Annotated in this window: 21 protein-coding genes; 10 read left to right on the plus strand and 11 right to left on the minus strand. The window is 52.1% G+C overall.

Annotated features, from left to right (window positions below; genetic code table 11):
* The first annotated feature begins 61 nt into the window (after positions 1 to 61).
* Positions 62 to 1,510: a glycoside hydrolase family 28 protein gene (locus K2G41_RS07325; protein WP_300116853.1), complete on the plus strand. Its 1,449-nt coding sequence runs from the start codon at positions 62 to 64 to the stop codon at positions 1,508 to 1,510.
* 163 nt (positions 1,511 to 1,673) lie between these two features.
* Here the strand turns inward: K2G41_RS07325 and K2G41_RS07330 are convergent, their stop codons facing one another.
* From K2G41_RS07330 to K2G41_RS07365, 8 genes are all read right to left on the minus strand, one after another.
* The gene (locus tag K2G41_RS07330; RefSeq protein ID WP_300116855.1) at positions 1,674 to 3,650 is read right to left on the minus strand and encodes an alpha-L-arabinofuranosidase C-terminal domain-containing protein; all 1,977 of its coding nucleotides are present in this window, start codon (positions 3,648 to 3,650) and stop codon (positions 1,674 to 1,676) included.
* 302 nt (positions 3,651 to 3,952) lie between these two features.
* Positions 3,953 to 5,422 carry a hypothetical protein gene (locus K2G41_RS07335; RefSeq protein WP_300116857.1) on the minus strand — a complete coding sequence of 490 codons (1,470 nt, stop codon included), beginning with the start codon at positions 5,420 to 5,422 and terminating at the stop codon, positions 3,953 to 3,955.
* An 83-nt stretch (positions 5,423 to 5,505) separates the two neighbouring features.
* A complete protein-coding gene (locus K2G41_RS07340) occupies positions 5,506 to 6,810 on the minus strand; it encodes a SusE domain-containing protein (protein ID WP_300116859.1) in 1,305 nt (434 codons plus the stop codon).
* A gap of 28 nt (positions 6,811 to 6,838) precedes the next feature.
* The gene (locus K2G41_RS07345; protein WP_300116861.1) at positions 6,839 to 8,506 is read right to left on the minus strand and encodes a RagB/SusD family nutrient uptake outer membrane protein; all 1,668 of its coding nucleotides are present in this window, start codon (positions 8,504 to 8,506) and stop codon (positions 6,839 to 6,841) included.
* 28 nt (positions 8,507 to 8,534) lie between these two features.
* The gene (locus K2G41_RS07350) at positions 8,535 to 11,615 is read right to left on the minus strand and encodes a TonB-dependent receptor (protein WP_300116863.1); all 3,081 of its coding nucleotides are present in this window, start codon (positions 11,613 to 11,615) and stop codon (positions 8,535 to 8,537) included.
* Positions 11,616 to 12,196: 581 nt separating this feature from the next.
* A complete protein-coding gene (locus K2G41_RS07355; protein ID WP_300116864.1) occupies positions 12,197 to 12,943 on the minus strand; it encodes a M48 family metallopeptidase in 747 nt (248 codons plus the stop codon).
* Between the two features lie 20 nt (positions 12,944 to 12,963).
* On the minus strand, positions 12,964 to 13,854 hold the full coding sequence (locus tag K2G41_RS07360) for an NAD kinase (protein ID WP_300116866.1): 891 nt from the start codon (positions 13,852 to 13,854) through the stop codon (positions 12,964 to 12,966).
* A gap of 101 nt (positions 13,855 to 13,955) precedes the next feature.
* A complete protein-coding gene (locus K2G41_RS07365) occupies positions 13,956 to 14,339 on the minus strand; it encodes a hypothetical protein (RefSeq protein WP_300116868.1) in 384 nt (127 codons plus the stop codon).
* Positions 14,340 to 14,473: 134 nt separating this feature from the next.
* On the opposite strand from K2G41_RS07365, the gene K2G41_RS07370 reads away from it, so the two are divergent.
* From K2G41_RS07370 to K2G41_RS07385, 4 genes are all read left to right on the plus strand, one after another.
* A complete protein-coding gene (locus K2G41_RS07370) occupies positions 14,474 to 15,187 on the plus strand; it encodes a pyridoxine 5'-phosphate synthase (RefSeq protein ID WP_300116870.1) in 714 nt (237 codons plus the stop codon).
* Positions 15,188 to 15,307: 120 nt separating this feature from the next.
* A complete protein-coding gene (locus K2G41_RS07375; RefSeq protein ID WP_300116906.1) occupies positions 15,308 to 15,973 on the plus strand; it encodes a MotA/TolQ/ExbB proton channel family protein in 666 nt (221 codons plus the stop codon).
* Between the two features lie 57 nt (positions 15,974 to 16,030).
* A complete protein-coding gene (locus tag K2G41_RS07380; RefSeq protein WP_300116872.1) occupies positions 16,031 to 16,474 on the plus strand; it encodes a biopolymer transporter ExbD in 444 nt (147 codons plus the stop codon).
* 78 nt (positions 16,475 to 16,552) lie between these two features.
* On the plus strand, positions 16,553 to 17,362 hold the full coding sequence (locus K2G41_RS07385; RefSeq protein WP_300116874.1) for a hypothetical protein: 810 nt from the start codon (positions 16,553 to 16,555) through the stop codon (positions 17,360 to 17,362).
* Positions 17,363 to 17,619: 257 nt separating this feature from the next.
* Here the strand turns inward: K2G41_RS07385 and K2G41_RS07390 are convergent, their stop codons facing one another.
* From K2G41_RS07390 to K2G41_RS07400, 3 genes are all read right to left on the minus strand, one after another.
* Positions 17,620 to 18,165, minus strand: a complete 546-nt coding sequence (locus K2G41_RS07390) for an RsmD family RNA methyltransferase (protein WP_300116875.1) — start codon at positions 18,163 to 18,165, stop codon at positions 17,620 to 17,622.
* A complete protein-coding gene (locus K2G41_RS07395; RefSeq protein WP_300116876.1) occupies positions 18,156 to 18,980 on the minus strand; it encodes a DUF3822 family protein in 825 nt (274 codons plus the stop codon). Before K2G41_RS07395 ends, K2G41_RS07390 begins: the two co-directional genes overlap by 10 nt.
* A 203-nt stretch (positions 18,981 to 19,183) precedes the next feature.
* On the minus strand, positions 19,184 to 19,567 hold the full coding sequence (locus K2G41_RS07400; RefSeq protein WP_300116878.1) for a DUF805 domain-containing protein: 384 nt from the start codon (positions 19,565 to 19,567) through the stop codon (positions 19,184 to 19,186).
* 243 nt (positions 19,568 to 19,810) lie between these two features.
* On the opposite strand from K2G41_RS07400, the gene K2G41_RS07405 reads away from it, so the two are divergent.
* The 5 genes from K2G41_RS07405 to K2G41_RS07425 are packed head-to-tail and all read left to right on the plus strand — an operon-like array spanning position 19,811 to position 23,950.
* Entirely contained in the window at positions 19,811 to 20,257 is a 447-nt protein-coding gene (locus K2G41_RS07405; RefSeq protein WP_300116880.1) for a DUF4494 domain-containing protein, read from the plus strand.
* Positions 20,258 to 20,308: 51 nt separating this feature from the next.
* On the plus strand, positions 20,309 to 20,983 hold the full coding sequence (locus K2G41_RS07410) for a YggS family pyridoxal phosphate-dependent enzyme (RefSeq protein ID WP_300116882.1): 675 nt from the start codon (positions 20,309 to 20,311) through the stop codon (positions 20,981 to 20,983).
* Between the two features lie 49 nt (positions 20,984 to 21,032).
* Positions 21,033 to 22,202 carry a UDP-N-acetylglucosamine 2-epimerase gene (neuC, locus tag K2G41_RS07415; RefSeq protein ID WP_300116883.1) on the plus strand — a complete coding sequence of 390 codons (1,170 nt, stop codon included), beginning with the start codon at positions 21,033 to 21,035 and terminating at the stop codon, positions 22,200 to 22,202.
* On the plus strand, positions 22,186 to 22,905 hold the full coding sequence (locus K2G41_RS07420) for an acylneuraminate cytidylyltransferase family protein (RefSeq protein WP_300116885.1): 720 nt from the start codon (positions 22,186 to 22,188) through the stop codon (positions 22,903 to 22,905). Before neuC ends, K2G41_RS07420 begins: the two co-directional genes overlap by 17 nt.
* Entirely contained in the window at positions 22,895 to 23,950 is a 1,056-nt protein-coding gene (locus tag K2G41_RS07425; RefSeq protein ID WP_300116887.1) for a sugar phosphate nucleotidyltransferase, read from the plus strand. Before K2G41_RS07420 ends, K2G41_RS07425 begins: the two co-directional genes overlap by 11 nt.
* The last annotated feature ends 115 nt before the right edge of the window (positions 23,951 to 24,065 follow it).

Consider the following 24,065-nt stretch of genomic DNA (forward strand, 5'->3'; position numbering starts at 1 on the left):
CTTTGCAGAAGAATTTTTAACAATTATCGGTAATTTATGAATTTTTAACAATAAACCAACCATGAAAAAATCAGTTATCGCATTAATGCTGGTTTGTGCGCTTGGAGGCGGAGGCTTTGCCAACACCGTGTCAGCACAGTCACAATCGGCCAAGCAGAAGGCCGAGGAGCGTTCGAAAGCCGAAGCTCAGGCTTGGAACGAACTTTATCCGGAAATCGAGAAGGCCATTCAGGCTCCCACTTTCCGCGACAAGGATTATCCTATCTTCAAATTCGGTAAGAAATCCAACACTGAGGGCTATCTCTACACCGAACTTATCAACAGTGTGATTGACCGCTGTTCGCGTGAAGGTGGTGGCCGTGTAGTCATTCCTGCCGGAACTTGGCTCACAGGACCGATCACTCTGAAGAGCAATGTCAACCTCCATCTTGAGGAGGGTGCCACACTCCTTTTCACTCCCGATCTGAAAGAATATCCGATCGTGCGTACCCGTTGGGAAGGCGTCGATTGCTACAACTATCAGCCGATGGTCTATGCATATCAGCAGGAGAACATCGCTATCACCGGCAAGGGTACTCTCGACGGTGGCGGTGAGTTCGGAAACTGGTGGCGCATGTGTGGTGCGAAGCATTTCGGATGGGAAGAGGGCATCGTGTCACAGCGCATAGGCCGTCCGATCCTCCTCGAATGGAACGAGAAGGGTGTCCCTGTGGAGCAGCGTCGTCTTGGCGACGGCTACGGAATGCGTGTCCAGCTCGTCAATCCGATGATGTGTAAGAATGTGCTGATCGAGGGCGTGACCATGCTCCGTTCACCTTTCTGGGTCATACATCCCGCGCTTTGCGACAATGTGACCGTCCGCAACGTCCATGTTCAGAACGAAGGTCCTAACGGTGACGGATGTGATCCCGACGCATGCAAGAATGTGCTGATCGAGGGTTGCTATTTCGACACCGGTGATGACTGCATCGCCATCAAGAGCGGACGTAACCGCGACGGACGTGACGGACGTCCCTCTGAGAATATCATCGTGCGCAACTGCCAGATGAAGAACGGTCACGGTGGTGTGGTTGTCGGCAGTGAGATTTCCGGTGGCTACCGTAACCTCTTCGTGGAGAACTGCAAGATGGACTCACCCCTGCTTGACCGCGTGATCCGTATCAAGACCAACAATTGCCGTGGCGGTATCATCGAGAATATCTATGTCCGCAACGTTGAGGTGGGTCAGTGCAAGGAAGCCGTTCTGAAGATCAATCTTATCTATGATCCCAAGGAGGTGTGCAACCGTGCGTATGCACCTATTGTCCGCAATGTCTATCTTGACAACGTGAACTGCAAGAAGAGCCAGTATGGTGTCTATATTGATGCTTATGATGACCGCTGCAATGTCAACAACGTAGAGGTGCGCAACTCAAGCTTCGACGGTGTGCAGAAGGGTGCGTTCCTCCTCAACGGTCAGGCTTCCGACGTGCGTTTCACCAATCTCAAGATCAACGGCAACGCCATGTGATCTATACGGGAGACCGTGTCGGAATAATTGATATGTGGGTCCTGCAACCGGTTGAATCCGGACAAGATCCCTTGGAAAAACGAAAAAAATGGCGCATGAAATCTACGGGATTTCATGCGCCATTTTTGCGTTTACGAATATCATTTAAGAGGATATGCTCCGTTCATTTAAGGATATATACCCCGAAGGTCTTGGCGGGGAGGGTGACGCTTACTTCCGAAGCTTTGTCAGGAACGGCGATGAGTGTTTCAACCGGAGCGATGCGCGAGGGATTGTCGAGCGTATTGTCCGCGTCCGGGTCATCGGCGGAGAGTGTGATGGCACGGCATTCCGTCAGATACTGATTCCGTTTCAGCCCTTTGAATGTAAGCGTGAGTTCACGTGGGGAATCTGAGGTGTTGACAGCTTTCACGATATATTGGCCGTCGTTTTCATCAATGACAGCCGAAGCAAAAAGTCCGTCCTGACCTTCCGCACCGGTGACGGGCCGGCCGTCGAGTGTGAGCGGGAGGACACGTGTGCCCTTGTTGACGGAGTAGAGTTGCTGCACGTAGTAGCTCGCTGTGGGGATTGAGTTGAGATTGTCGAACCAGATCATGTCGGGTCGCCATTGCCATCCCTCAACGTGGGCAAAAAGTGGTGCGTAGGTGGCCATGTGGACGATGTCGGCGTTACGTTCCAGACCTGTCATGAAGGCTGCTTCTATGAGGGCGGCATTGAAATGGTTGTACTTTTTTCCCTTGCCGTGGCAGGCATACTCTCCGGCAAAGACTTTCGGACCTTTGCGGTCATAGTTGTCATAGCGGTCGGCCTGAGTGAGGAAGAAAGTTTCAGGTGCGTAGTAGTGTTCATCGACCAGATCGGCATTGAGACGCTTCATTTCCGGCCATAGGTAATCGAATTTGTCGCCTGACGCGCTCGGTCCGGAAGAGCCTACGATGTTGATGTCGGGGTAGCGCGAGCGGATGGCGTCGATGAAGGGGGCAAGGTGCTCAGGGTATTCCGGACCCCACTGTTCGTTGCCGATGGCTATGAATTTCAGTCCGAATGGTTCGGGATGCCCCATGTCGGCGCGCAGTTTTCCCCACCGGCTGTCGGCAGGGCCATTGGCGAATTCGATGAGGTCAAGTGCATCGTCGATATATGGCTGTAGGCTATCGACAGGGACATGCGCAGCCATATCTTTGTTCTGAAACTGACATGCGAGCCCGACACTCAACACCGGCAGGGGTTCCGCCCCGATTTCTTCGGCAAGCAGGAAGTATTCGTAGAATCCCAGTCCATAGCTTTGGTAATAATCCGGGAAGTGGCGGTGACGGAATGTGTAGTGCCAGCGGTTTTCGTTAAGCGGACGGTTTTCGACCGGCCCGACACTGTTTTTCCACTGATAGCGGGTGTCGAGATCCGTTCCTTCGACGATGCATCCGCCGGGGAAGCGGAACACTCCGGGATGGATATCGGCAAGTTTCTGCGCGAGATCACGTCGAAGGCCGTTTTCATGGCCTTTCCATGTGTCGGTGGGGAAAAGCGATATATGTTCGAGGTCGCAGCCGCCGTCTGATTCGAGGAATATGCGCAGCCGGCCTTTGCTGACAGTGGCTTCCGGGGTAAGGGTTACGGTGTAACGCTCCCAGTCAGCCGATTTTATGCTTATGGATGCCGAAGCCATCACCTGTGTCTCGCCCATCGAGGCGGGATCGGTCAGCTCGACGCGGATTTTGGATGGGCGGTCGCTGACGGCGCGCGCCCACACGCTGAAACGGTAGCTCTCACCTTTGGTGAAGGCCACACCGAAGAAGCCCTCGTTGGTGAGACCGGTGAATTTGTGCGGATGGCCTGATGGCAGGAGACGGACGTAGTGTGGATTACGCTCAAAAGGGCCTCCTTCGTCACGGACACTGACTTTGCCGAAGCTTTCCCAGCCCATGAGTGACTGAGGAAATTCAAAGGAGCGGTTTTTGATCATTTCGGCATATAGGCCACCGTCAGCAGCATAATTTATGTCCTCGAAGAAGAGGCCATACATGGTTGGCTGTATTTCCGCTCCGGGTTTGTCGGCACGGATGATGAGCTGATCATTGGCCGCTACGCCCTGCGAACAGATCAGCAGGAGTGAAAAGACTGTTGATTTTATATTCATAAGCAGATGGCATTAGATTTATGCAAAGGTATGAATAAAGTTTAAGAGTTTAAAAGTTTAGAGTTTAGATAATACTTCCGATAATCTCATTCTTTAAACTCTTAAACTTTTAAACTCCTTAGACCCCAAAATATAGCCGCCCGGCTGCATCCTTGCGTAAAGGTCAGCCGGGCGGCATTCAGATTGAAATAAAGGGGCAGGGTTGGTTGGAGGCGTTTTAGTTTAGGAGTTTAAGGGTTTAATAAGTTTAGACATACAATCGCCCGAAGTATTTTCTAAACTTTAAACCCTAAACTCTAACCTCACTTAACCACCGTAGCGGTGTAGGGGAGCGAGCTGAGGTTGAGAGTGATGGTTACTTCACCGGTTTCAGGAACAGGGATATTGTCTGCGCCGGGGGTGAGATCGTCGAGTGAACCGCCGAGGTTGATGTCCCAACCGTTGTTTGCGCGGAACTTGAACGTACCTTCTTTAAGCGTGGTCTTGACTGTCCAAGTAAGGAAGTCGGCCGAAGGAGTCATGACAGTCTCGTTGTCCCATCCGCCGGGAGTACCGTCACCGATGATGCCGATGGTGTTGATTGCAGTAGCTGTATAGGTCAGGCCTACGATGTCGGCTGTACACCAGTAAAGACCGTTGCCGAGAGCTTCGTCGTTCTGTGTCACCTTCAGGTTGCCTGCACCGGGATCGGTCGAAAGTTTACCTGCGCTTGCAAATCCGAAGTTAGTGTGATCCCAGTCGGGAGCAGAGGTGAACTTGAATTCGCCGTCGATGTGGACGTAGCCCTCATAGTTCTTATAGTCGTTGGTGTAGAGGAGCTGTGATGCACCCTGATTCCAGCCGTTTGCGGGGCCGGGAGTCCAGAGGTTGGGGATGGCGAGCTGTACGGAGTAAGAGTACAGGTCATCACTGTCAGGACGCACGTTCACTGTGATGAGATGCTTGTTGCTTGCATTGATCACACCGAAGATGCCTTCGCTTGCATCGCGGTTGACAAGATAGCCTTCGAAGTCACTTGCAAGTTCGGGATCGCTGGGCGCGAGGACAGTGCCCTTGCCGGCCGAGAGGGTCGAGCGGGGAACTACGGCCCAGTTGTAGCCGCCGGCTGCTTCATCGGAAGTGATATCAACCACAACAGAGAATACGGGATCATCGTAAGGACTTGCACCGCTGTTGGTCATCTTGATAGCCTTGCTTGCATCAATAGAGCCGTTTGTGCATGTGCCGATGATGTAATACTCCTCCTCGACGGTGAAGTCAGGAGCAAAAGGTTTGATGCTTGCGGTCATCGGACAGTAATACACGTCAGCACCACCGAGACGGACTGAGGATGTGCCGCGCACAGCGTAAGCCTTATAGCGGATGTTGACAGTCTTTGCCGAGGGGTCAATTGTGTTAAGAACCTCGTGGAAAGCTGCATCAAGGTCATCGGGGTTGGCTAAGACCTTGGTTTCGTCCATTGATGTCTCGAATTCAACGGCAGGGCTGAAAGCATCATTTGCGGCCATCTGACCCACGAATGAAAGCTCATAGCCTTCGGGGAGATTTTCGACAGCTGTAACCTCGGCCAGTGCGACGAGCTCATTGGCATCGTTGACAGTTGTCAGGTCAATGACCATTGATCCGGCGAGTGAGGACACATTGAGTGATCCTGCCTCAAATGTCGGCTCCTGTGGATTGGTCTGGGCTGGAGGATTAGGCAGGTCATAATCATCACATGACACAAATCCGAGGCTCAGAGCCAAAGTTAACATTAAAGATATTTTCTTCATATCGTCAGTTTTTTGTCGTTATGTCCGGGAGGAGCGTCAACCCCTCCCGGAGTTATGGATTTTATGATTATGGATGATTATAATTATTCTACGGCTTCGAATTTCACCTTCATATTGGGCATATCGACAGTCATCTTCATCTTGCCACCGGTCCAGTTGGTGATGTTCCAGTTACCCTTACCTTCAACGCAAGTGCCGGAATATGTACCGTTGTCAACAGTGACATCGTTGTTGCTGTCACCTGCTGCCGCACCGATCGAGGGAAGTTCACCGTCATTGCCCCAGCTTCCGAGCTGTGTATAGAAGCGGAAAGTCGCCGCACCCTCATTGACTTGGAACGTACCGGTATAGACACCATTGTTTTCCCAGTCATAGAGCTTATAGTTGGAGTAGAGCTCCTCTGCGTTTGCGTCTTCAACACTCCATGCTGAACATGCGCCTACAAGATAGATGAATTTGAGCTTGCTCGTGTCCCAATTGCCTTTCTGCATAGTGACTGTGATTGCATCCATGTTGTTCAGATCGACAGTGAACGTCACATAACCGCCTTCCCATGACGAAGGTGTAAACCAGCAGCCTTTACCGGGTACAGCTGTGTAGGTGACAGGATCGTCTGTGGGATTTACTTCCTCATTATCACCGTCATTGGGCTTCGGACCGATCGAGGGAAGTTCACCGTCATTACCCCAGTTGCCGAGGGTAGTGTAGAAACGGAAGTATTGATCACCGGCGGGTACATCGAATGCACCGACATAGATATTTGTTCCGACACCGGTTTCCTGAAGTCCCCACTGAGCGAATGATTCAGGTGTAGCAGTATCTACGCCCCAACCGGTCAGACCGCCTACAATATAGATGGTACGTCCAGCTTCGGGATAGGGATTGTAAGCAAGCACGTTGTCAAGCTTGATTACATTGTTGGAATAGATACCGCTTGATTCAACACCGGTAAGTGATGCATAGGCACGCACATAGATCGGAAGGGATTCCAGACCCTCTTCGGGATACTCGGCAAAACCTGTGATGCCCTTGAGTTCACAGATGGCCTGTGCAATTTCGCTGTCGCTGACAACGATTCTTGCCGATGTCTTGGGATTGCCGGAAACAGTATAGAAGTTGGTTGAACCGTCTGTATTTGTAGTAAACTGCTCTGAGAGCGAGATGTCGATTGAATAGACGGGGGTTGCTGCATATCCGTAGTTGGGTTGCGAGCAGGTGAACTCAATTGTTCCGGATGGTGTCAGCTCATAAAGCTGAGTAGCCAGAGGAGGAGTATTGAGGTGAAACTCGGTGGGAACCTGATATACCGGCTCCTTATCATCCTCGCAGCTTGTGAATCCAAGCATTGAGACTGCGGCGAGTGTCAGAAATATAGATGCTTTTTTCATTGTTTAATTCTGATTCAGAGTGATGAAATTAGTAACCGGGATTCTGCTTGTAGCTTGACTGGGCTATGATGGTGGCAGGAATGGGGTAGAGGTTGAAATTCGGAGAGAAGTCAGTGCCATAGCGGCTGTTGCCCTTCCAGTTCCAAGTGTAGCCCGAAATCCATTTACCATAGCGGATGAGATCGGTACGACGTGTACATTCTGTATAGAGTTCACGGCAGCGTTCGTCCTGAAGACTGGTTTCAGTAAGCTGTGCGTCTGTCCAAGGACTGAGACCGGCGCGTTCGCGGATGAGGTTGACATATTCAAGAGCCTCACTCTTTGAGCCTGCACCCTTCATGGCCGCTTCTGCAGCGGTGAGATAGATCTCGGAGAGGCGGAGCATGGGCCAGCCACACTGGATGGACTTGTCACCGTCGAATGCAGGACGGTTGTCGTAGTCCCAAGTGCCGTCGGCATTCATGTTCCAGTTGTAGAGCTTGACAGCAGCATAGCCGTTCTCCATATAGGAAGCCTGATCAAGATTGCCGTTTTCGATCGAGAAGCCGTCAGCAGCTGTTTTCCAGAGTGAGAGACGGTCGTCATTTGAGCGTGAGCATGTAGGACGGTCAGTCCATTCCATCTTTTCTACAAACTGCTTGCGTGCTGTCATACAGATCCAACCGTTACCGGCATTGTATTCGGTCGAGAGATCCTTGTTGAGCCATCCGAGCAGCATGAGAGTAGCACCGCCGTAAGAGATGAGGTTAGGGGTGTCTTCGGGGAGAATCCACAGCACTTCATTAGCACCGCTACCTCCACCGATGGTCACATTCTTATTGTTGGCGGCGAAATTCTGGTGATAGTGCTCGGCAAGACCTGAGTTCTTGAAACCTGCACCCTTATGAGCATTGATCAGATCCTTGGAAACAGCGAGACACTTGTCCCAAGCGGCAGTTCCGGTGAACACCTCGGCATTCAGATAGAACTTGGCGAGGAGACCCTGTGCCACGTCCTTACCGACATAACCGTAGGCAGCAGCCTTGTTGCCACCGTTGCCATATTCTGCAATCACATCTTCAAGAGTTTTTGTAACGAGACTGAACACTTCAGCGCGGGGGAGCTGAGCGGCTACCGCGCCCATCGGAGCGGTCTCGTCGGCATAGGGAACGTCGCCGAAGAAATTGATGAGGTAGAAGTAGCATGCCGAGCGCAGGATCTTGCACTGACGGATGTTCTCCTCAGCTTTGCTCTTGAGATTGTCGGGGAGTTTGAAAAGACCGTCGTTGACAGTACGGATGAAGTCGTTGCAGAGAGCGACGTTGATGATAAGACGTGAGTATGCACCGAATACGGCGGCATTGTCAGCCGAAACCACACCGAACTGAAGGGCGTAGATAGGCGCATCGTTGGGCGAGAGCCAGTCAGCTTCATCGGATGGGATTTCCTCAAGGTTGTAGAGGGCGCGCTGGAAAGTTGACATACCGCCGTCGAAACCGTTGACCTGAGAGTTGTTGTTCGGACCGTGAACGCAGAAGCTCAGATATACGTCGGCAAGAACCTTGTCCATGTATCCTTCCGGATCCTGATCGAACACAGCGGCAGTCACTGATGAGGGATCTGTCGGGGTCAGATCGAGGTCATTGACGCAGGAACCCATAGTGAGAGAGGCTGCCACCACGCCTGCCGAGATGAAAAATTTATTTAAAGCTTTCATATTTTTATTTCAGTAATCGTGGTAAATATTAGAAGTTAGCGACAAGACCGAAAGTTACGGTGATAGGACGTGGATAGACATTGTTGTCAATACCGCCGAAGACTTCGGGATCGATGCCTTTGTACTTGGTGATCACGAACGGATTCTGTACGACACCGAAGAGACGGAGGTTGAGCTTGTCGTTAAGAAGGTTGTTGAAAGTGTAGCCGAGTGAGATATTGTCACAGCGGATGAACGATGCGTTCTCGATCCAGTAATTAGAGAGGGCGAGATCCTTGTAGGTCTGGCGCGGGAAGAGGAATTCGTCGCGGAGCATGTTATTGATCTGGATGCCCTGAGTCGAGAGGTCATTGAGCTGAGTACCACTGTAGCGAGGACCATTATAGACGTAGTTGCCAAGGTTTGCGCGGAGCACGATACCGAAATCCCAGTTCTTGTAGTTAAGGGTGTTGTTCCATGAGAATGTCCATTTCGGATCGGGTGAGTGATATTTGATTTTGTCAGCGGTAGTGATCTCGCCGTCACCGTCCTGATCGACGTACTGACCGGGGAGAGGTTTGCCGTTCTTGTCATACACCTGCTCGAATACGAGATATGTGTCAGCCGGTTCACCAACCACCCAGTAAGTGAGGGCTGAACCTACACCGCCGGGAGTATTGTTATGAGGCATTGAGGTTGATTCGCCGTCGAGTTTGGTGATCTTATTGTCATTGTAGGCGATATTCAGACCTGTGTTCCATGTGAAATCCTTAGTGACAACAGGACGACCGCCGAGATTGAATTCGAGACCGGTGTTGCGGAGTGAACCGACGTTGCGCATGAGGTAGTTTGAGGTATTGATTCCGACTGTCGGAGCGTTGCAAAGAAGGTCCTTGGTCTCACGGCGATACCAGTCAGCTGCTAAAGTGAAGCGGTTGTTGAGGAATGCGAAGTCAAGACCGACGTTCCAAGTCGTAGTTTCCTCCCACTTGATATTGCTGTCGTAAGCCTGAGGATAGAGGGGGTCAATCCAATTACCGTTCTGATCAATGTACTGGAAGCCCTGCTGATAAGAAGAGGTGTAGATCGGGAGATAGGGGAAGTAGGAACCTATGTCCTGCTGACCGGTAACACCCCAGCCGAGACGGAGTTTGAGGTCGTTCCACCATCCGCGGACACCTTCCATGAAGTCCATGTTGATAATTTTCCAGCCGAGAGCAACGGAGGGGAAGAGACCCCAGCGGTTGTCTTTGTGGAAACGTGAGGACGCGTCGTCGCGGAGAGTGAACGTAAGCAGATAAGTGTCGTCAAATGTATAGTTGAGACGGCCGAAGAAGGAGATCAGCTGCACTGGGCTACCCCATCTCTGCATTGGAGCATTGTTGACCGGCTGACCGATGAGTGAAGCTGAGTTTTCATCCCAGTCAAGTGTATAGACACCGTTTTTATAGATGGGATTCACACCGTTAGCTTTGAAACCGAGTGATGAAACGTATGTCTGACTGCGTCCATGATAGTCGAACTTCTGCCAAGAATAACCGGCCATAACATCAACGTTTGACTTGATCTCTTCGAAATTCTTACGATAGTTGATGTAGAAATCAAGGAGGGTGTTGCGCTGGAGTTCATACCACTTGTAGTGGGTAGCAGCTCCGGGGGCACCGAAGTTGGCAAGACCTTGGTTACGCCAAGCTTGGATGGAGTTGGCCTGAGTGTCGTTCCAAGACTGGTTCTTTGACACCTGATAGCCGAGGTTGAGGTTGAAGTGGAGTTCGGGGAGGAAGTGGAGGGCATAATCGATCTGGAGATTGCCGTTTGACTGCCATACTTCGCCACGATTGTTGACTGCTTCAAGCATCTGTACGGGGTTCTGTGACACGAGCTGGTTGGGAGCACCGCTCTCGGTGATGAGGTTGGTGTAGCCGTCAAACATGATCAGGCCTGATGTACCTGCCGTGGGATACCATGTGCGGACGGGCAGCGAGGGATTGAAGCTGAGAGCAGTTCCGATAGCACCTGTATCGCCTTCACGGCTCTTGATGAATGTTCCGTTGAGGTTGGCGTTGACAGAGAGGAGGCCGTTAAAGAACTTGGGTGAAAGATTGATACCGGCAGTGGTACGTTCCATGCCAGAAGTTTTGAGGATACCCTGATTGTCGGTATAGGATGCGCTGACACGATAGGGGAGTGCGGCTGCCTGACCGGCTACGCTGAGGCTATAGTCCTGAGAGAAAGATGTGCGGAGCACTTCCTTCTGCCAATCAGTGTTGGCATCACCCATGTTGGCGTTGGCATATTCCTCACCGTAATATTCCACGATATAGGGGCGGAGTTCCGAAGCACTCATCATGTCGAGGGTCTTGCGTGCGGTATTCACGTGGAAGTTTGCAGCGAAGTTTACTTTGGGAGCTCCGCTCTGACCCTTCTTGGTGGTGATGATGATGACACCGTTTGATGCGCGGCTACCATAGATAGCGGTTGCAGATGCATCTTTGAGGATGGTCATGCTTTCGATGTCCTGCGGATTGACCATTGTAAGTGCATTTGTTCCGCCTGCATTGGACTGGTCGGTCATAGGCACACCGTCAATCACGACGAGAGGATTGTTGTTGGCTGAGAGTGAGGAACCGCCACGGATACGGATGGTCGCGCCGCCGGTCGGCTTACCACCGTCCATCGTAACAACCACGCCGGGGCTTGCGCCTACGAGAAGATCCTGAGTAGAGGTTGCGATACCGGCTTCGATATCATCGGGTTTGATGACAGCGACTGAACCGGTAGCGTCACTTTTCTTAACCACACCGTAACCGATGGCTACGACCTCGCCGAGGAGGACTGAGTTTTCATGGAGTGTGACGTTGATCTCTGTACGGCCGTTGATGGCGATTTCCTGAGTCTCATAACCGACATAAGAGACGAGGAGAGTGCCATTGGACGGCGCGGAGATTGAGAAGTTTCCGTCGAAATCGGTGGCTGTGCCGAGGGTTTCGCCCTGTACCACAACACTTGCGCCGATCAGAGGTTCGCCCTCTTTGTCAACTACAGTACCCTTGACTGTAATCGTCTGCGCGAAAGCGGGGAAAGCTGCACACAGAGCCATGAAGGCTACCAGCCAGACTTTCCGAGTCATTTGAAAACAAATGTTCTTCATGCACGAAATGTTTAGAAAATTTAGTAAATATGATATTCTCAAAAATAATGTTCCTTAAAAATGCGATTCAGGTGTGCCATTGCACATACACGTGAGAAGTCTGACTGTGCTTTTGAAAGGGGGGTGAGGAGGCGCAGCGGAGCAGGAGCGGGGGAAAGAAATCCGGGAGAAACACGGTTTGACACGTCTAACGATCCGCAAGGTGACCGGATCTGTAGTCAGGATAGTTGACTCATTGCTGATGGCAGGATGTGAATGAAAATAATTACTGAAGCATCTTAAAACATGCTGCAGCTCTGCCTGAATGTAAAAATCTCTACAAAAAGTGTACTGATAAATGTTCCCTTATTTCAATCTTTGTTCTCTACGATCTGCGGGCTTTCAAAACCCTCAGTCAATGGAAAGGTATTAATGAATTTCACTCTTGGACCTATGCCGTGAGTTAAATCCGCGACAAATGTAAAGATTAATTTTGTTTTATTCAAACAGTTTTGGAGAAAATATCCCAAATGTGTTAAAGAACATATAAATTGCCGTCCTCGGCCTCGGATTGCCGCTGTTCAGCGGTTGACGGGCCATGGATATGAGTGGAGTTTCCTTATGAGTTCGCGTTCGCGGCCTCCGCAGTAGCGGTCGCAGAGGGCATGGAATGCAGGAGTGTGGCCCGGCTCTGTCAGATGGGCAAGTTCATGATAGATTATGTAGTCGCGGAGTTCAGGCGTAAGGAATACGTTGAGATACGACAGACGTATGCGCCGCTGACGTGGATAACATGTGCCGAGCACGCTTGTGCCGTGGGCCGTCTCCCATTTATCGACTCTAAGTCCGAGACGTGAGGCTATGAGGCGTGCGCGTGGGATGATGATGCGCGGGGCAAGGTTGCGTCCTGCGAGTTTTACTGTATGGTCGAGCCGTTCCTGAACGGCAGGATCGCGGAAGTCAGTCTTTGGGCTTACGAGAAGATTGAAGCGGAGATGATTGCCTTCCGTCGATGTTGTGACAAGTGGTTTTGAGTCAATGCGCGGGTCGGTCATGATGGCTATGGCAAATGTCGGATCGGTTTCCGTTGCATTTGCACCCGGAATGTCGATCACAAGGCCGTCATGATAACGCGGAGCAGGGCGGATGGCTTCGAAATCGCTTATGTGGCGGTCAATTGCAGCGGAGATCTGCGACCGCGTCAGTCCGGCGGGCACGTTGACTCGCAGTTGTCCCTTCGTCCAGCGTGCCGACAGTTTTTGCGAACCTCTGCGCTCCACTATCGTCACCGGTCCGAGAAGCGGATGGTCAAAACTGAGAGTTGCCATGCGTGGAGTTCGGGTGGTGATTATTCGTCGCGTTTTGAGATGCCCCAGAGAAGTTTCTCGCGCAGAATTTCGATGAAGTTATGATTGGGTGTATGGACGATCTTGGTGACGAAAGGCGCGCGGCGGAGGCGCAGCCCGACGTTGATCGGGAGTATCAGCGAGCGTCCGTCGAGGGTGACGCGGTAAGTGTCGGTGCGCGATTCGACGGTTATGTCGATGACATGGCTGTCGGCCACCACGAGCGGACGCATGGTGAGCGAGTGGGGGGCAATGGGACTAAGGACCCAGCAGGGTGCCGTGGGCTGTACGATAGGGCCTCCGACTGAAAGATTGTAGGCCGTCGAACCGGTCGGGGTGCTGACGATGAGACCATCGCCCTGATAGGAGGCCACGGGCATACCGTCGAGATTGGCATTGACGGTTATCATGGATGCGGTGTCCTGACGGAGTATGGCGATCTCGTTCAGTGCGAATCCCCAGCCCGACACTCCGGCTTTTACCTTTCCGCCTGTGCCTTTGCCTTCGAGAAGCGAGCGCGACTCGACAATGTAGTCACCGTTGAGGAGGCGTTCGACCATCCGTGGAGCATCGGCGATGGACTGCTCGGCAAGGAAGCCGAGATGACCCGTGTTGAAACCGATGATCGGAATTTCCTTTGCTGCCACGCGGCGCGCCGTCCGGAGGAAAGTGCCGTCGCCTCCGATACTGAAACAGAAGTCGGCTGAGAAATCATCGCCCTCAAACACATCGTCGGCTTGGAGGGGAGTGCCTGTGGCCTGTGACATAGCCTCGAAAAATCGACGGTCGATGCTGACGAATATATCAAGCTTTGCAAGGCAGTCGGTCAGGGCGATTATGTGGCGCAGGTCGTCGGGGTTCTGACGGCGTTTGCCGAAGATGGCTATTTTCATGAGCGGTTCTCTGTTGGGGTGGGGGGATGACTGGTGGAAATGTGACTGGTGTATATGATGTGTGGGGGAGAGGGCGGAATGTGGAGATCCGGGTGGAGAGGTCAGAGTCCGAGGTAGCGCATCAGTTCGTCGTAACGGTCGCGCATGAGTGAATCGTCGGCCAGAGGTGACCCTTCGGCGTCGATGACTTCGTAGCCGTAGCGTTCGAGCGAACGGCTGACTGATTCGGGATTGCGGTGGCTCACACGCAGCTCTGCAATGATGCGGCTGTCGGCCTCGCTGTCGGCCGTGACGTTCAGGTTAAGTATGTGTGCGTCGCAGTCCTCCACCGCACGTGCGATACGCGACGCGCTGTAGTCGCCGCGTCTGCAGGCAAGCAAAAGAGTGCTGCTTTCCTCGACGAGAGGGAAGAGGTGGCCGAGACGGGCCTCTGGTGAGACCGTAATCGCGGGATTTTGGACAGATATGTCGTCTTTTCGGAGCAAAATATTTCGATGTTTTAGTTTTTCTGCCTAATTTTGCAATCACAAACTTGTCGGGAATTGTGATACAAAATTAATAATAATACTTTATATATAGAACCACTCACCCCGACAAAAAGATTTCATCCTGAGGAAAAATGACAAATCTAAGTGTAAATATCAATAAGATAGCTACTTTGCGCAATGCGCGAGGTGAAAACGTCCCGGATCTGCTTAAAGTCGCCGCCGACTGCGAGGCTTTCGGCGCGGACGGAATCACGGTTCATCCCCGTCCGGACGAGCGTCACATACGCCGTGACGACGTCTATCGTCTGCGTCCGCTCGTCAAGACAGAGTTCAACATCGAGGGCTATCCGTCGCCTGAATTTATGAAGCTCGTGCTGCAGGTCAAGCCTGAGCAGGTGACACTGGTTCCCGATGCTCCGGGTGCGATCACGTCCAATGCCGGATGGAATGTCGGTGAGAACATGGATTTCCTTAGTTCGATCGTCGATCGTCTCCGCGAGGCCGGAATCCGCTCGTCGATTTTTGTCGGGACAGATATTGAGAATATTCAGCTTGCCGCCCGTGCCGGAGCTGACCGCGTGGAGCTTTTTACCAAGCCCTACGCCGATCTTTACCCGAAAGATCCGGAGCAGGCGGTGGCTCCCTTTGTCAAGGCTGCTCAGGCTGCCTTCTCGGCCGGTCTCGGTGTGAATGCCGGCCATGATCTCAGCCTTGTCAACCTGAAATTTTTCCATGAGAGAATCCCGCGTCTCAGCGAGGTGTCCATCGGTCACGCGCTCATCTGCGACGCGCTCTATCTCGGTCTCGAAAAGACCATCAAGGAGTACAAGGCTTGCCTTAAATAACGGGATTTAAGGTCGAGGATTTAAAAGTTTAGAGGCCGGCCGGTCCGGCAAAACCACATTATCAATTAAACTAAAGAGATGATTCAGCAGGAATTTGTCGATACAGTGGCCACGGCTGCTATGAACTATAATGAAGCCGTTCAGGCACAGGCCGAGACCATGGCTCAAGAACTTTCAGTGTGGGATCTGACCATGCGCGGCGGATGGATCATGATACCGCTTGCCATCCTGTCGCTGGTGTGTGTCTATATCTTCGTGGAGCGTTGTCTGGTGATACGCCGCGCCCAGAAGGAGGACAATTCATTCATGGATCGTATCCGCGAATATATCCATGACGGTGAGATCGAAAGCGCACGCCGTCTGTGCTCCAAGACCGACACTCCCTACGCCCGTCTCATCGGCAAAGGTATCAGCCGTATCGGCCGTCCGATGAATGATGTGCTCGTCACGATCGAGAATACGGGCAATATCGAGATCGCCAATCTTGAAAAGGGTCTTCCTTGGCTTGCCACCACTGCGGCGGGTGGGCCGATGATCGGTTTCCTCGGTACGGTGATCGGTATGGTGCAGGCATTTTTCAACCTTGCATCCGCAGGATCGAGCGCGAATATCGCTGTGCTTGCCGACGGTATCTATTCGGCCCTCGTGACCACCGTGGCCGGTCTGATCGTGGGTATCATCGCAATGTTTGCCTACAATTATCTCGTGGCACGTATAAATAAGGTGATGAATGCCCTTGAGGCAAGAACCATGGAGTTCATGGATCTTCTCAACGAGCCTGCGTGATCCGCCGGTTCACCGATTTATCTCTGTCAAACCTGAAACACAGCTCCACCTGTTGCTATGGCACTGAAACGACAAAACACCATGATGGCGGCTTTCTCGATGGCATCCATGACCGATGTCATCTTCCTGCTGCTCATATTCTTCATGGTCACATCGACCTTTGTATTTCCGACCGCACTTGAAGTGAATCTTCCGCAGAGTTCAAAACAGACGGCTCTCAAACCCTCCACACGTGTCTATATTGACAAGGCCGGGATGATCTATGCCACGGCTGACGAGAGTGAGCCGGTGGCCATGGATATGGCTGCTCTCCTTGACTTCCTTGGCCGTCAGGCATCACAGCCCGAAGGTGCGGATGAGTATATCGCTGTCTATGCCGACGAGGAGGTGACCTACGGTACACTCGTGAAGGTGCTCGATCTCGGTGCGCAGAACAATCTGAAAATGGTCCTTGCGACCAAGCCTGCGCCTGCATCCGCTCGTCCGGCGGAAGATCGCTGAACGTATTTCTTTTGGATGCGAAACAAACAGTAACCCTCAATCTCTCCATTCATCCTTTTCCTTATTCCAAAAATCAACATGTCTGACTCCAGCAGTGACCGTCGGCGTCACCATTTGATAGCATTATTCGTCACAGTGCTCTTCCACGTCCTGTTGGTGGTGGCACTGATCACGCTCTGCCTGCGTCCGGTCGCTATTGATACGGAGCGCACATGGCCGCCGGTCGATTCAGCCGAGGTTCTTTTCGGTGGAGAATATGTCATGATCGGTGACCGTCCGGAGATAGCCGAAAGCAATTCCGAACCTGCTCCCGCGGAAACCGAGGCCGAGGCAGTGCCTGCTCCGGAGGTGGAGGCACTTGAAAATTCAGGTGAGGTGGCCAAGCCGTCGCCTGTTGTGAGCAGTGAACAGCCATCACCGGCTAAGGTTGAGAAAAAAGCTGTCCCCGAAAAGACCGGTCCTACCGCCGCTGAGATTGCCGCCGCTGAAAAAGCCAAGCGCGAGCAGGAGACACGTCAGGCTATAGCCGGAAAGGTGAAGTTCGGACAGACCGGCACTTCTACCAAAGGGACTGGCAGCGCGGGGAGTCCCGACGGCAATGCCAATGTAGGTGCTGTCAGCGGAAGTCCCGGATTCAATCTTAAAGGCCGAACTCTTGAGGACTGGCATAGACCGGCTTCTGCCCCGCTCGGCACGATCACCATACGTGTCAGCGTCAACCGTCAGGGTAAGGTGACGGCCGCAAGTTATCAGTCAGGCACAGGTGCGGCTGCTGCAAGTCAGTCAGCACGCCAGAGTTGCATCGAAGCTGCAAAGCGTTCGCAGTTTTCTGTCGATGAGGATGCCCCGGCCAGCCAGACCGGCACGATCACATATAACTTCAGATAAATAATCACCACCCCGTATAATCGTGGGATATATAACTACGATCCCATATAAAACAGTGGGATGAATACTCACAATCCCATATACAAATAACTTTGGGATAAATACTCTCAATCCCGTAACTTTGGGATAAATTTGTAGGGACGCGGCGTGCCGCGTATGCCAAATGGAATAGTATAGCCTAATGGTTCAGGCTGATGTATTTCTTCCGGCATACGCGGCACGCCGCGTCCCTACAAACACTGACTGAATGTCAGCGTCTATTCCTCCTCCGGGATTTCGAATATCGAGAAGTTCACCGAACCGTAAGCGCGGTGGTCAATGAAATGCGGCAGGTCGGAAAAGTCATATTTTTTTGAATGCTCTATGATGAATATGCTTCCCGGATGCAGAAGCTTGGATTCGAGCACCATTTTCGGGATGTCGCCGAATCCGTCAAGATCGTAGGGGGGATCAGCGAATACGAAATCAAACTCCGATGATGAATCGCGTATGTAGCGCAAGGCATCAGTCCGCAGCAGGTGCAGATTGCGGTCATTGAGTTCGCCTTTCACTTTTTCAATGAAGCGGGCCTGCGTGGCCGACTTTTCCACCGATGTCACCGATGCCGCTCCTCTTGAAAGCAGTTCGAAGCTCACAGCTCCGGTCCCGGCAAAGAGGTCGAGACATTTCAACCCTTCGATATCCACCAAGTTTTCGATTACATTAAATATGTTCTCGCGCGCAAAGTCGGTGGTGGGGCGTGCGGTTATGTTTGTGGGGACGCTGAAGCGGCGACGCCCGTATTTACCTCTGATTATTCGCATAGGGGGAGTGTTATCAGTTCAAATGGCGCGAGCATTGCATCCTTCCCGGCCTTGAACATCTGGGGCGGGAAGATAACGGGCATTACCCGTGCCACAAAGTTTCGTAATGTCTGTGTCAGGGCCTCACGTGAATCATGATCGCCGGCAAGGATGATTTCATCGTTTCGGGGATCAAGACCGAGACGCTGACGTGTGGATAAGAGATAATAGACTGCATCGTCGGGCCGTTCATAGGTGAAAGTGTTTGCGAGCAGCAGCCGGTGGCCGTCTGTCACGACAACGTCAAGTGAATTACGGCGCACATTAGCTATCATCTTTCTTTTGTTGCCGTGGGTAGCATTCATCCCGGCATAGCGACACAGCGCGGCGATATGGCTGACCGTACTTACGCGCTGGAAGGTTCTGTTGATGAATCCGCGTAGGTCCGGCTCTATTCCACACAGGACAGTGGCATTGTTCAGTCCTGTCTCATCGGCTGTCATTTCAAGCCGGTTGCCCGGAAAGGCGGCATCGAAAAGCATTTTCTGCTGACCCGGATTTCGGCACAGTGCGGGTACGATGGCGTAGTCGCGCGTTTCAAGGACGCAATACACACGACGGAAATCGCTCAGTATGGCCGGATGGTCATAGATCACGTTCTGAATCGCACTTAGGCGTGAGGATGAGGTCGTGTCGAGCTCAAGTCGGTGATAAATCAGCGAATTGTCCTCGACAACGGAGTAAATAACCACGTCGATTGCATCGTGGCTGATCCGCAATAGCAGATTGCGGATTTCGGGGCGGTCTATCTTGTCACTTAGTGCGGGTGTAGTCATTCAATATGGATTATCCATAGGCAAAATTAGTCAAAAAACTCCTATTCCGCAACCGGCCTGCAGGTTTTTGTAATCAGTGTCGCTTACACACTGTCGTCGGCAGCTGCGGTATGTGTGTGGATATCGGATTCATACGTGAACAATCCCGCGTATGATCTATGGTCATGCGCGGGATTGTCTTATAAGGTAGTATTGGTTGGTTCTTATCTTTCCACGAGGTTAGGAACACCACCCCACTGGTTGGGTACAGGCTGGCTGGGCTGTACAGTAAAGTAGAGATAGATCAGTGTGCCGATAACAGGAATAAGGTTTATGAAGATCCACCATCCCGAACGTCCGGTGTCATGGAGTCGGCGTACCGACAGACCTAAGCTGGGTAAGAGGATGGCCAATGAAAAGAGGCCGGAAACAATGTATTCGGCAGTATCACTCCAGCAGAAGAGTATGGTGAGTACCCAGCTGGCTACAAATGAGAACAGACAAAACCACCAGTAGTCCGAGCGCGACGCACGGCCCTGAAAATTGCAATAGTTGACAGTGAGCGCATTTTTGACAGCCTCACTGAATGTAACTTGTCTTTGGTACATAATTGATATGAATTTGTTGGGTTAGTAAAATCGGTAGTTGAGATAAATGATTTATTGTCAACGGCAAAAATACTATTATTCCAGCTGAAATCCAAGCGAATTGCACGATTTCACTCATTGAAGGAACACATTTTTCACTAATTTTCGCTAATTTTGCACTCTTGACGGCGAATAGTCCGTAAGTCCGGACTCCGCTTTATCAATAAACATCACAATATCCAATAATTACACATAAATACAGCAATGGCAAACTGGTTTGAGACAAAAGTCCGCTACGATAAGACGATGGAAAACGGTTCCATCAAGAAAGTAACCGAAGCATATATGGTGGACGCGCTTTCATTCACCGAGGCCGAGGCCCGCATATCGGAGGAGATCTCACATTTCACATCCGAATTTTCTGTTTCGGCAGTCAAGCGTACTAAGATCGCCGAGATTTTCCGTGAGCGCACCGGCGACAAGTGGTATCTTGTCAAGGTGGCTTTCATCACACTCGATGAAAAGACTGCCGTGGAGAAAAAATCAATTTCTCAGATTCTTGTCGCTGCTGACAGCTTCAAGGAGGCATTTGACAATTTCATGGAAGGCATGAAGGGTACGATGGCTGATTTCGAGATCAACACCATTCAGGAAACCCTTATCATGGATGTCTATGATGCCAATCTCGGTGGCGAAAACAAGGAAGGCTGATTGAAGAAATCGGTCATAATCTTACATTCGGAAAAATAATCTGATAAAATTATGGCAGGCTCTGTAAGCAAGCGTCTCATCGAACTCCGCAAGACCGTTCCCGAAGGGGTGGAACTTGTGGCTGTGTCCAAATTTCATCCTGCATCAGCATTGATGGAAGCTTATTCGGCCGGTCAGCGAGTGTTTGGCGAGAGCCGTGCGCTTGAACTGGAAGCCAAGGCTGCTGAACTGCCGGCCGATATAGTGTGGCATTTCATCGGCCATCTGCAGACAAACAAGGTGCGCAAGGTCGTCAATCACGCCTCCCTCATCCATAGCATTGATTCCGAACGTCTGCTCCGAGCCGTTGATCAGGAGGCTGAGAAGGCAGGTCGCAGGATCGGAGTGCTCCTGCAGCTCCACGTCGCAAAGGAGGAAACCAAATTTGGCTTTACTCCTGAGGAACTGTTGGCTTTCGTGACTCCCGAACTTCTCTCGTCGCTTAAAGCAGTCGATGTCCGCGGAGTGATGGGTATGGCTTCGAATGTCGATGATGACGCGCGCATTCGCGATGACTTCCGCGAGATCCGTGCGGCCTTTGACAGCTTGCGTTCAGGCGTGATGGCCGGCTCTCCGGACTTTAACGTGGTCAGCATGGGTATGAGTCATGACTGGCCATTGGCCGTGGAAGAGGGTGCGAACATGATCCGTGTCGGAACATCTATTTTCGGCGAGCGCGAATATTGATCTTGAATATTGTTTAAAGTGCATGACTGAAAAATCAGCCGATAGCCCAATGACAGAAACACGTCGCATAGCCATAGCCACAGGCACACGTGCCGACTGGGGACTTCTCAGCGGGATTGCGAAGGCTCTTGCCGCCCACGCAGACTGCCGTGTGGATATCTTGGCTACGAATATGCACCTCAGCCATAATTATGGCCACACAATTGACGAGATAATTGCCGATGGTTTCACTCATCCGGTGTGCATCCCGATGTCGGAGGCTACTGATTCTCCTTTGGGGACGGTCCGGGCGATGAGCGAGTGCATGACGGGTATGGCCGAAGCACTGACGACCGTCCAGCCTGACCTGATAGTGATACTCGGTGACCGTTTTGAAATGCTTGCCACTGCCACAGCCGCCCTGATGCTCCGCGTGCCTATAGTGCATATAGCCGGTGGCGAGATTTCCGAGGGGGCTGTCGATGACAGCATCCGTCATGCCATAACAAAGATGTCGTCACTGCATCTGACAGCCACCGAGCCTTATCGCCAAAGGGTGATAGCGATGGGCGAAGAACCATCACGCGTCATAAATACCGGAGCGATAGGGGTCTATAATATCATGCACGAACCCTTGATGTCGCGCGACGAGCTTGAGAAGTCCGTGGGAATAAAACTTCCGGCAGGCTCGATGCTCGTCACCTATCATCCCGCTACGCTTGACGATTCTGATCCGGGCGAGTTGTGCGACAATCTTCTTGCCGCGCTTGACCGTTTCCCCTCGTCCAACGTCATCATCACTTATCCTAATAATGATTCACGCGGACGTGTGATCATTGACCGTATCGAGGCTTACGGCAGGCGTAATCCGGAGCGTGTGCGTGTCATTCCCTCGCTCGGTAAGCTCCGTTACCTCTCGGCTCTCCGCTGTGTCAGTGCCGTGGTCGGAAATTCATCGAGCGGTATTGTGGAAGTCCCGTCGATGCATATCCCTACCGTTGATATAGGCATCCGTCAGCGCGGACGTCTCAGCGGGCCGAGCGTGATTCATTGCGGTGATTCGACTGATGAGATCGCTGATACCATAGCCTATGCCCTTTCTCCGGAAGGTCAGTGCATGGCACGTGAGGCCGGAAATCCCTATTTCCAGCCATCAACTCTTTCAATAATGGTCACGGCAATAGCCGAGACCCCTCTCGAAACCCTCAGAACCAAGAAATTTCATGACATCACCGACTGACGACCGCACCGCATCGCTCCGCCCGCTGTTCATCATACCGGCGCGTGGCGGAAGCAAGGGTATCCCGCGTAAGAACATCAAAGCTCTGTGCGGACGTCCGCTCATACACTATTCAATTGACGTGGCCCGTGCTCTTGCCCCGGACACCCATGTCATTGTCTCCACTGACGATGAAGAGATCCGTAATGTAGCCGAAGCGACCGGTCTCCCTGTCACTTACATGCGTCCTGCCGAATTGGGTGGAGACAAGATCGGTTCGCGCGAAGTGATCCTTGATGCTATGGACTGGGCCTCGCGGTCGGGGATCGAATATGACTGCGTGGTTCTTCTGCAGCCCACCTCTCCATTGCGTACGGTCGGTGACGTAAAGTCGGCACTCGATCTCTACACCCCGCGGACAGACATGGTCGTGACTGTGACCGAGGCATCATGTAATCCATATTATGACTGCTTCGAGACAGCGGCTGACGGTACACTCCACGTATCGAAAGGCGACGGAAAGCTGACGCGCCGGCAGGATGCCCCTCCCGCTTGGCAGTACAATGGTGCGGTCTATGTGATCAATCCTGATTCCATCCGCTCCATGACGCTCGGTGAGTTTCCCCGTCGCATTCCCTCTGTGATGCCACGGTCACGTTCCGTGGATCTCGACACCCCTCTTGACTGGATTATAACCGAACACCTTATGTCACATGAAAATTGACCGTCATCGGATTGCCGACAATGCGAGGCTCATCGACGCACTCGGCCGACTTAATGAACTTTCGGGGGGAGTGATGACTCTCCTTGTCACGGATGAAACGGGCCGTATGGTCGGAACGCTCACTGATGGAGATGTCCGCCGTGCGCTTCTGCGTGGCGTAGGGCTTGACGCTCCGGTCTCGGATGCCATGTTCCGCAAGTTCCGTTACCTTTTGGAAAACGAGGTTGATCCGGCAGCTCTGCGCCGTCTGCGCAGTCATAGCTTCGCCCTCATTCCGGTGCTCGATAGGAACGGACATATAAGCCGGATAATCGACACCCGCGTGACCAAGACCATACTTCCGGTGAGTGCCATACTCATGGCCGGCGGTAAGGGCGAACGGTTAAGACCTATGACGCTCTCAACTCCCAAGCCACTGCTAAAAATAGCCGACAAAGCCATAATCGACTATAATATAGAGGCACTTGCAGCGGTAGGCGTGACGGACATAACCGTGACTGTCAACTATCTGGCCGAGCAGCTTGAAGAGCATTTCTCAAAACCCGTGGCTGATGTCAGCGTAAAGTGTGTGCGTGAGGATCGTCCGCTCGGCACCATAGGGTCTGTTGCTCTCGTGGATATTCCATCGACGGGTGATACCATAGTGATGAATTCCGACCTGCTCACGACCATCTCATTCGAGGATCTCTATCTCCATCACCGTGCGCAGAAAGCCGACATCACTATTGCGGCCGTGCCTTACAATGTCTCCGTTCCTTACGCTATACTCGACACCGATGGTGAATGTGTGACGGCTCTTGAGGAGAAACCGTCATATTCCTATTATGCCAATGCGGGGATATACATCTTCTCAAACGAACTTCTGCATACTCTTAGCGCGGATGAACGCACGGATGCGACCGATCTGATCGAAAGAGCCATTGCAAGGAAGAAACGAGTGTGTTACTTCCCGATCAACGGTACGTGGATCGACATAGGTTCGCCCGCCGACTTCGCCCATGCGCGTGAGCTGATGTGCCATCTGCGTCAGACTCTTGATTCATGATGCTGCGGCTCTCTCAGCCGGCTGCCGACGCTGTTGAAATCAGGCCTGTATAAATCCATTCGGCCTAAAGCATTGTTATATTTAATGTGGATCTCACGTTCCGCAATTATAATCA

It is taken from the genome of Duncaniella sp. (genome assembly GCF_029056165.1).
In the GTDB taxonomy this organism is placed as follows: Bacteria; Bacteroidota; Bacteroidia; order Bacteroidales; family Muribaculaceae; genus Duncaniella.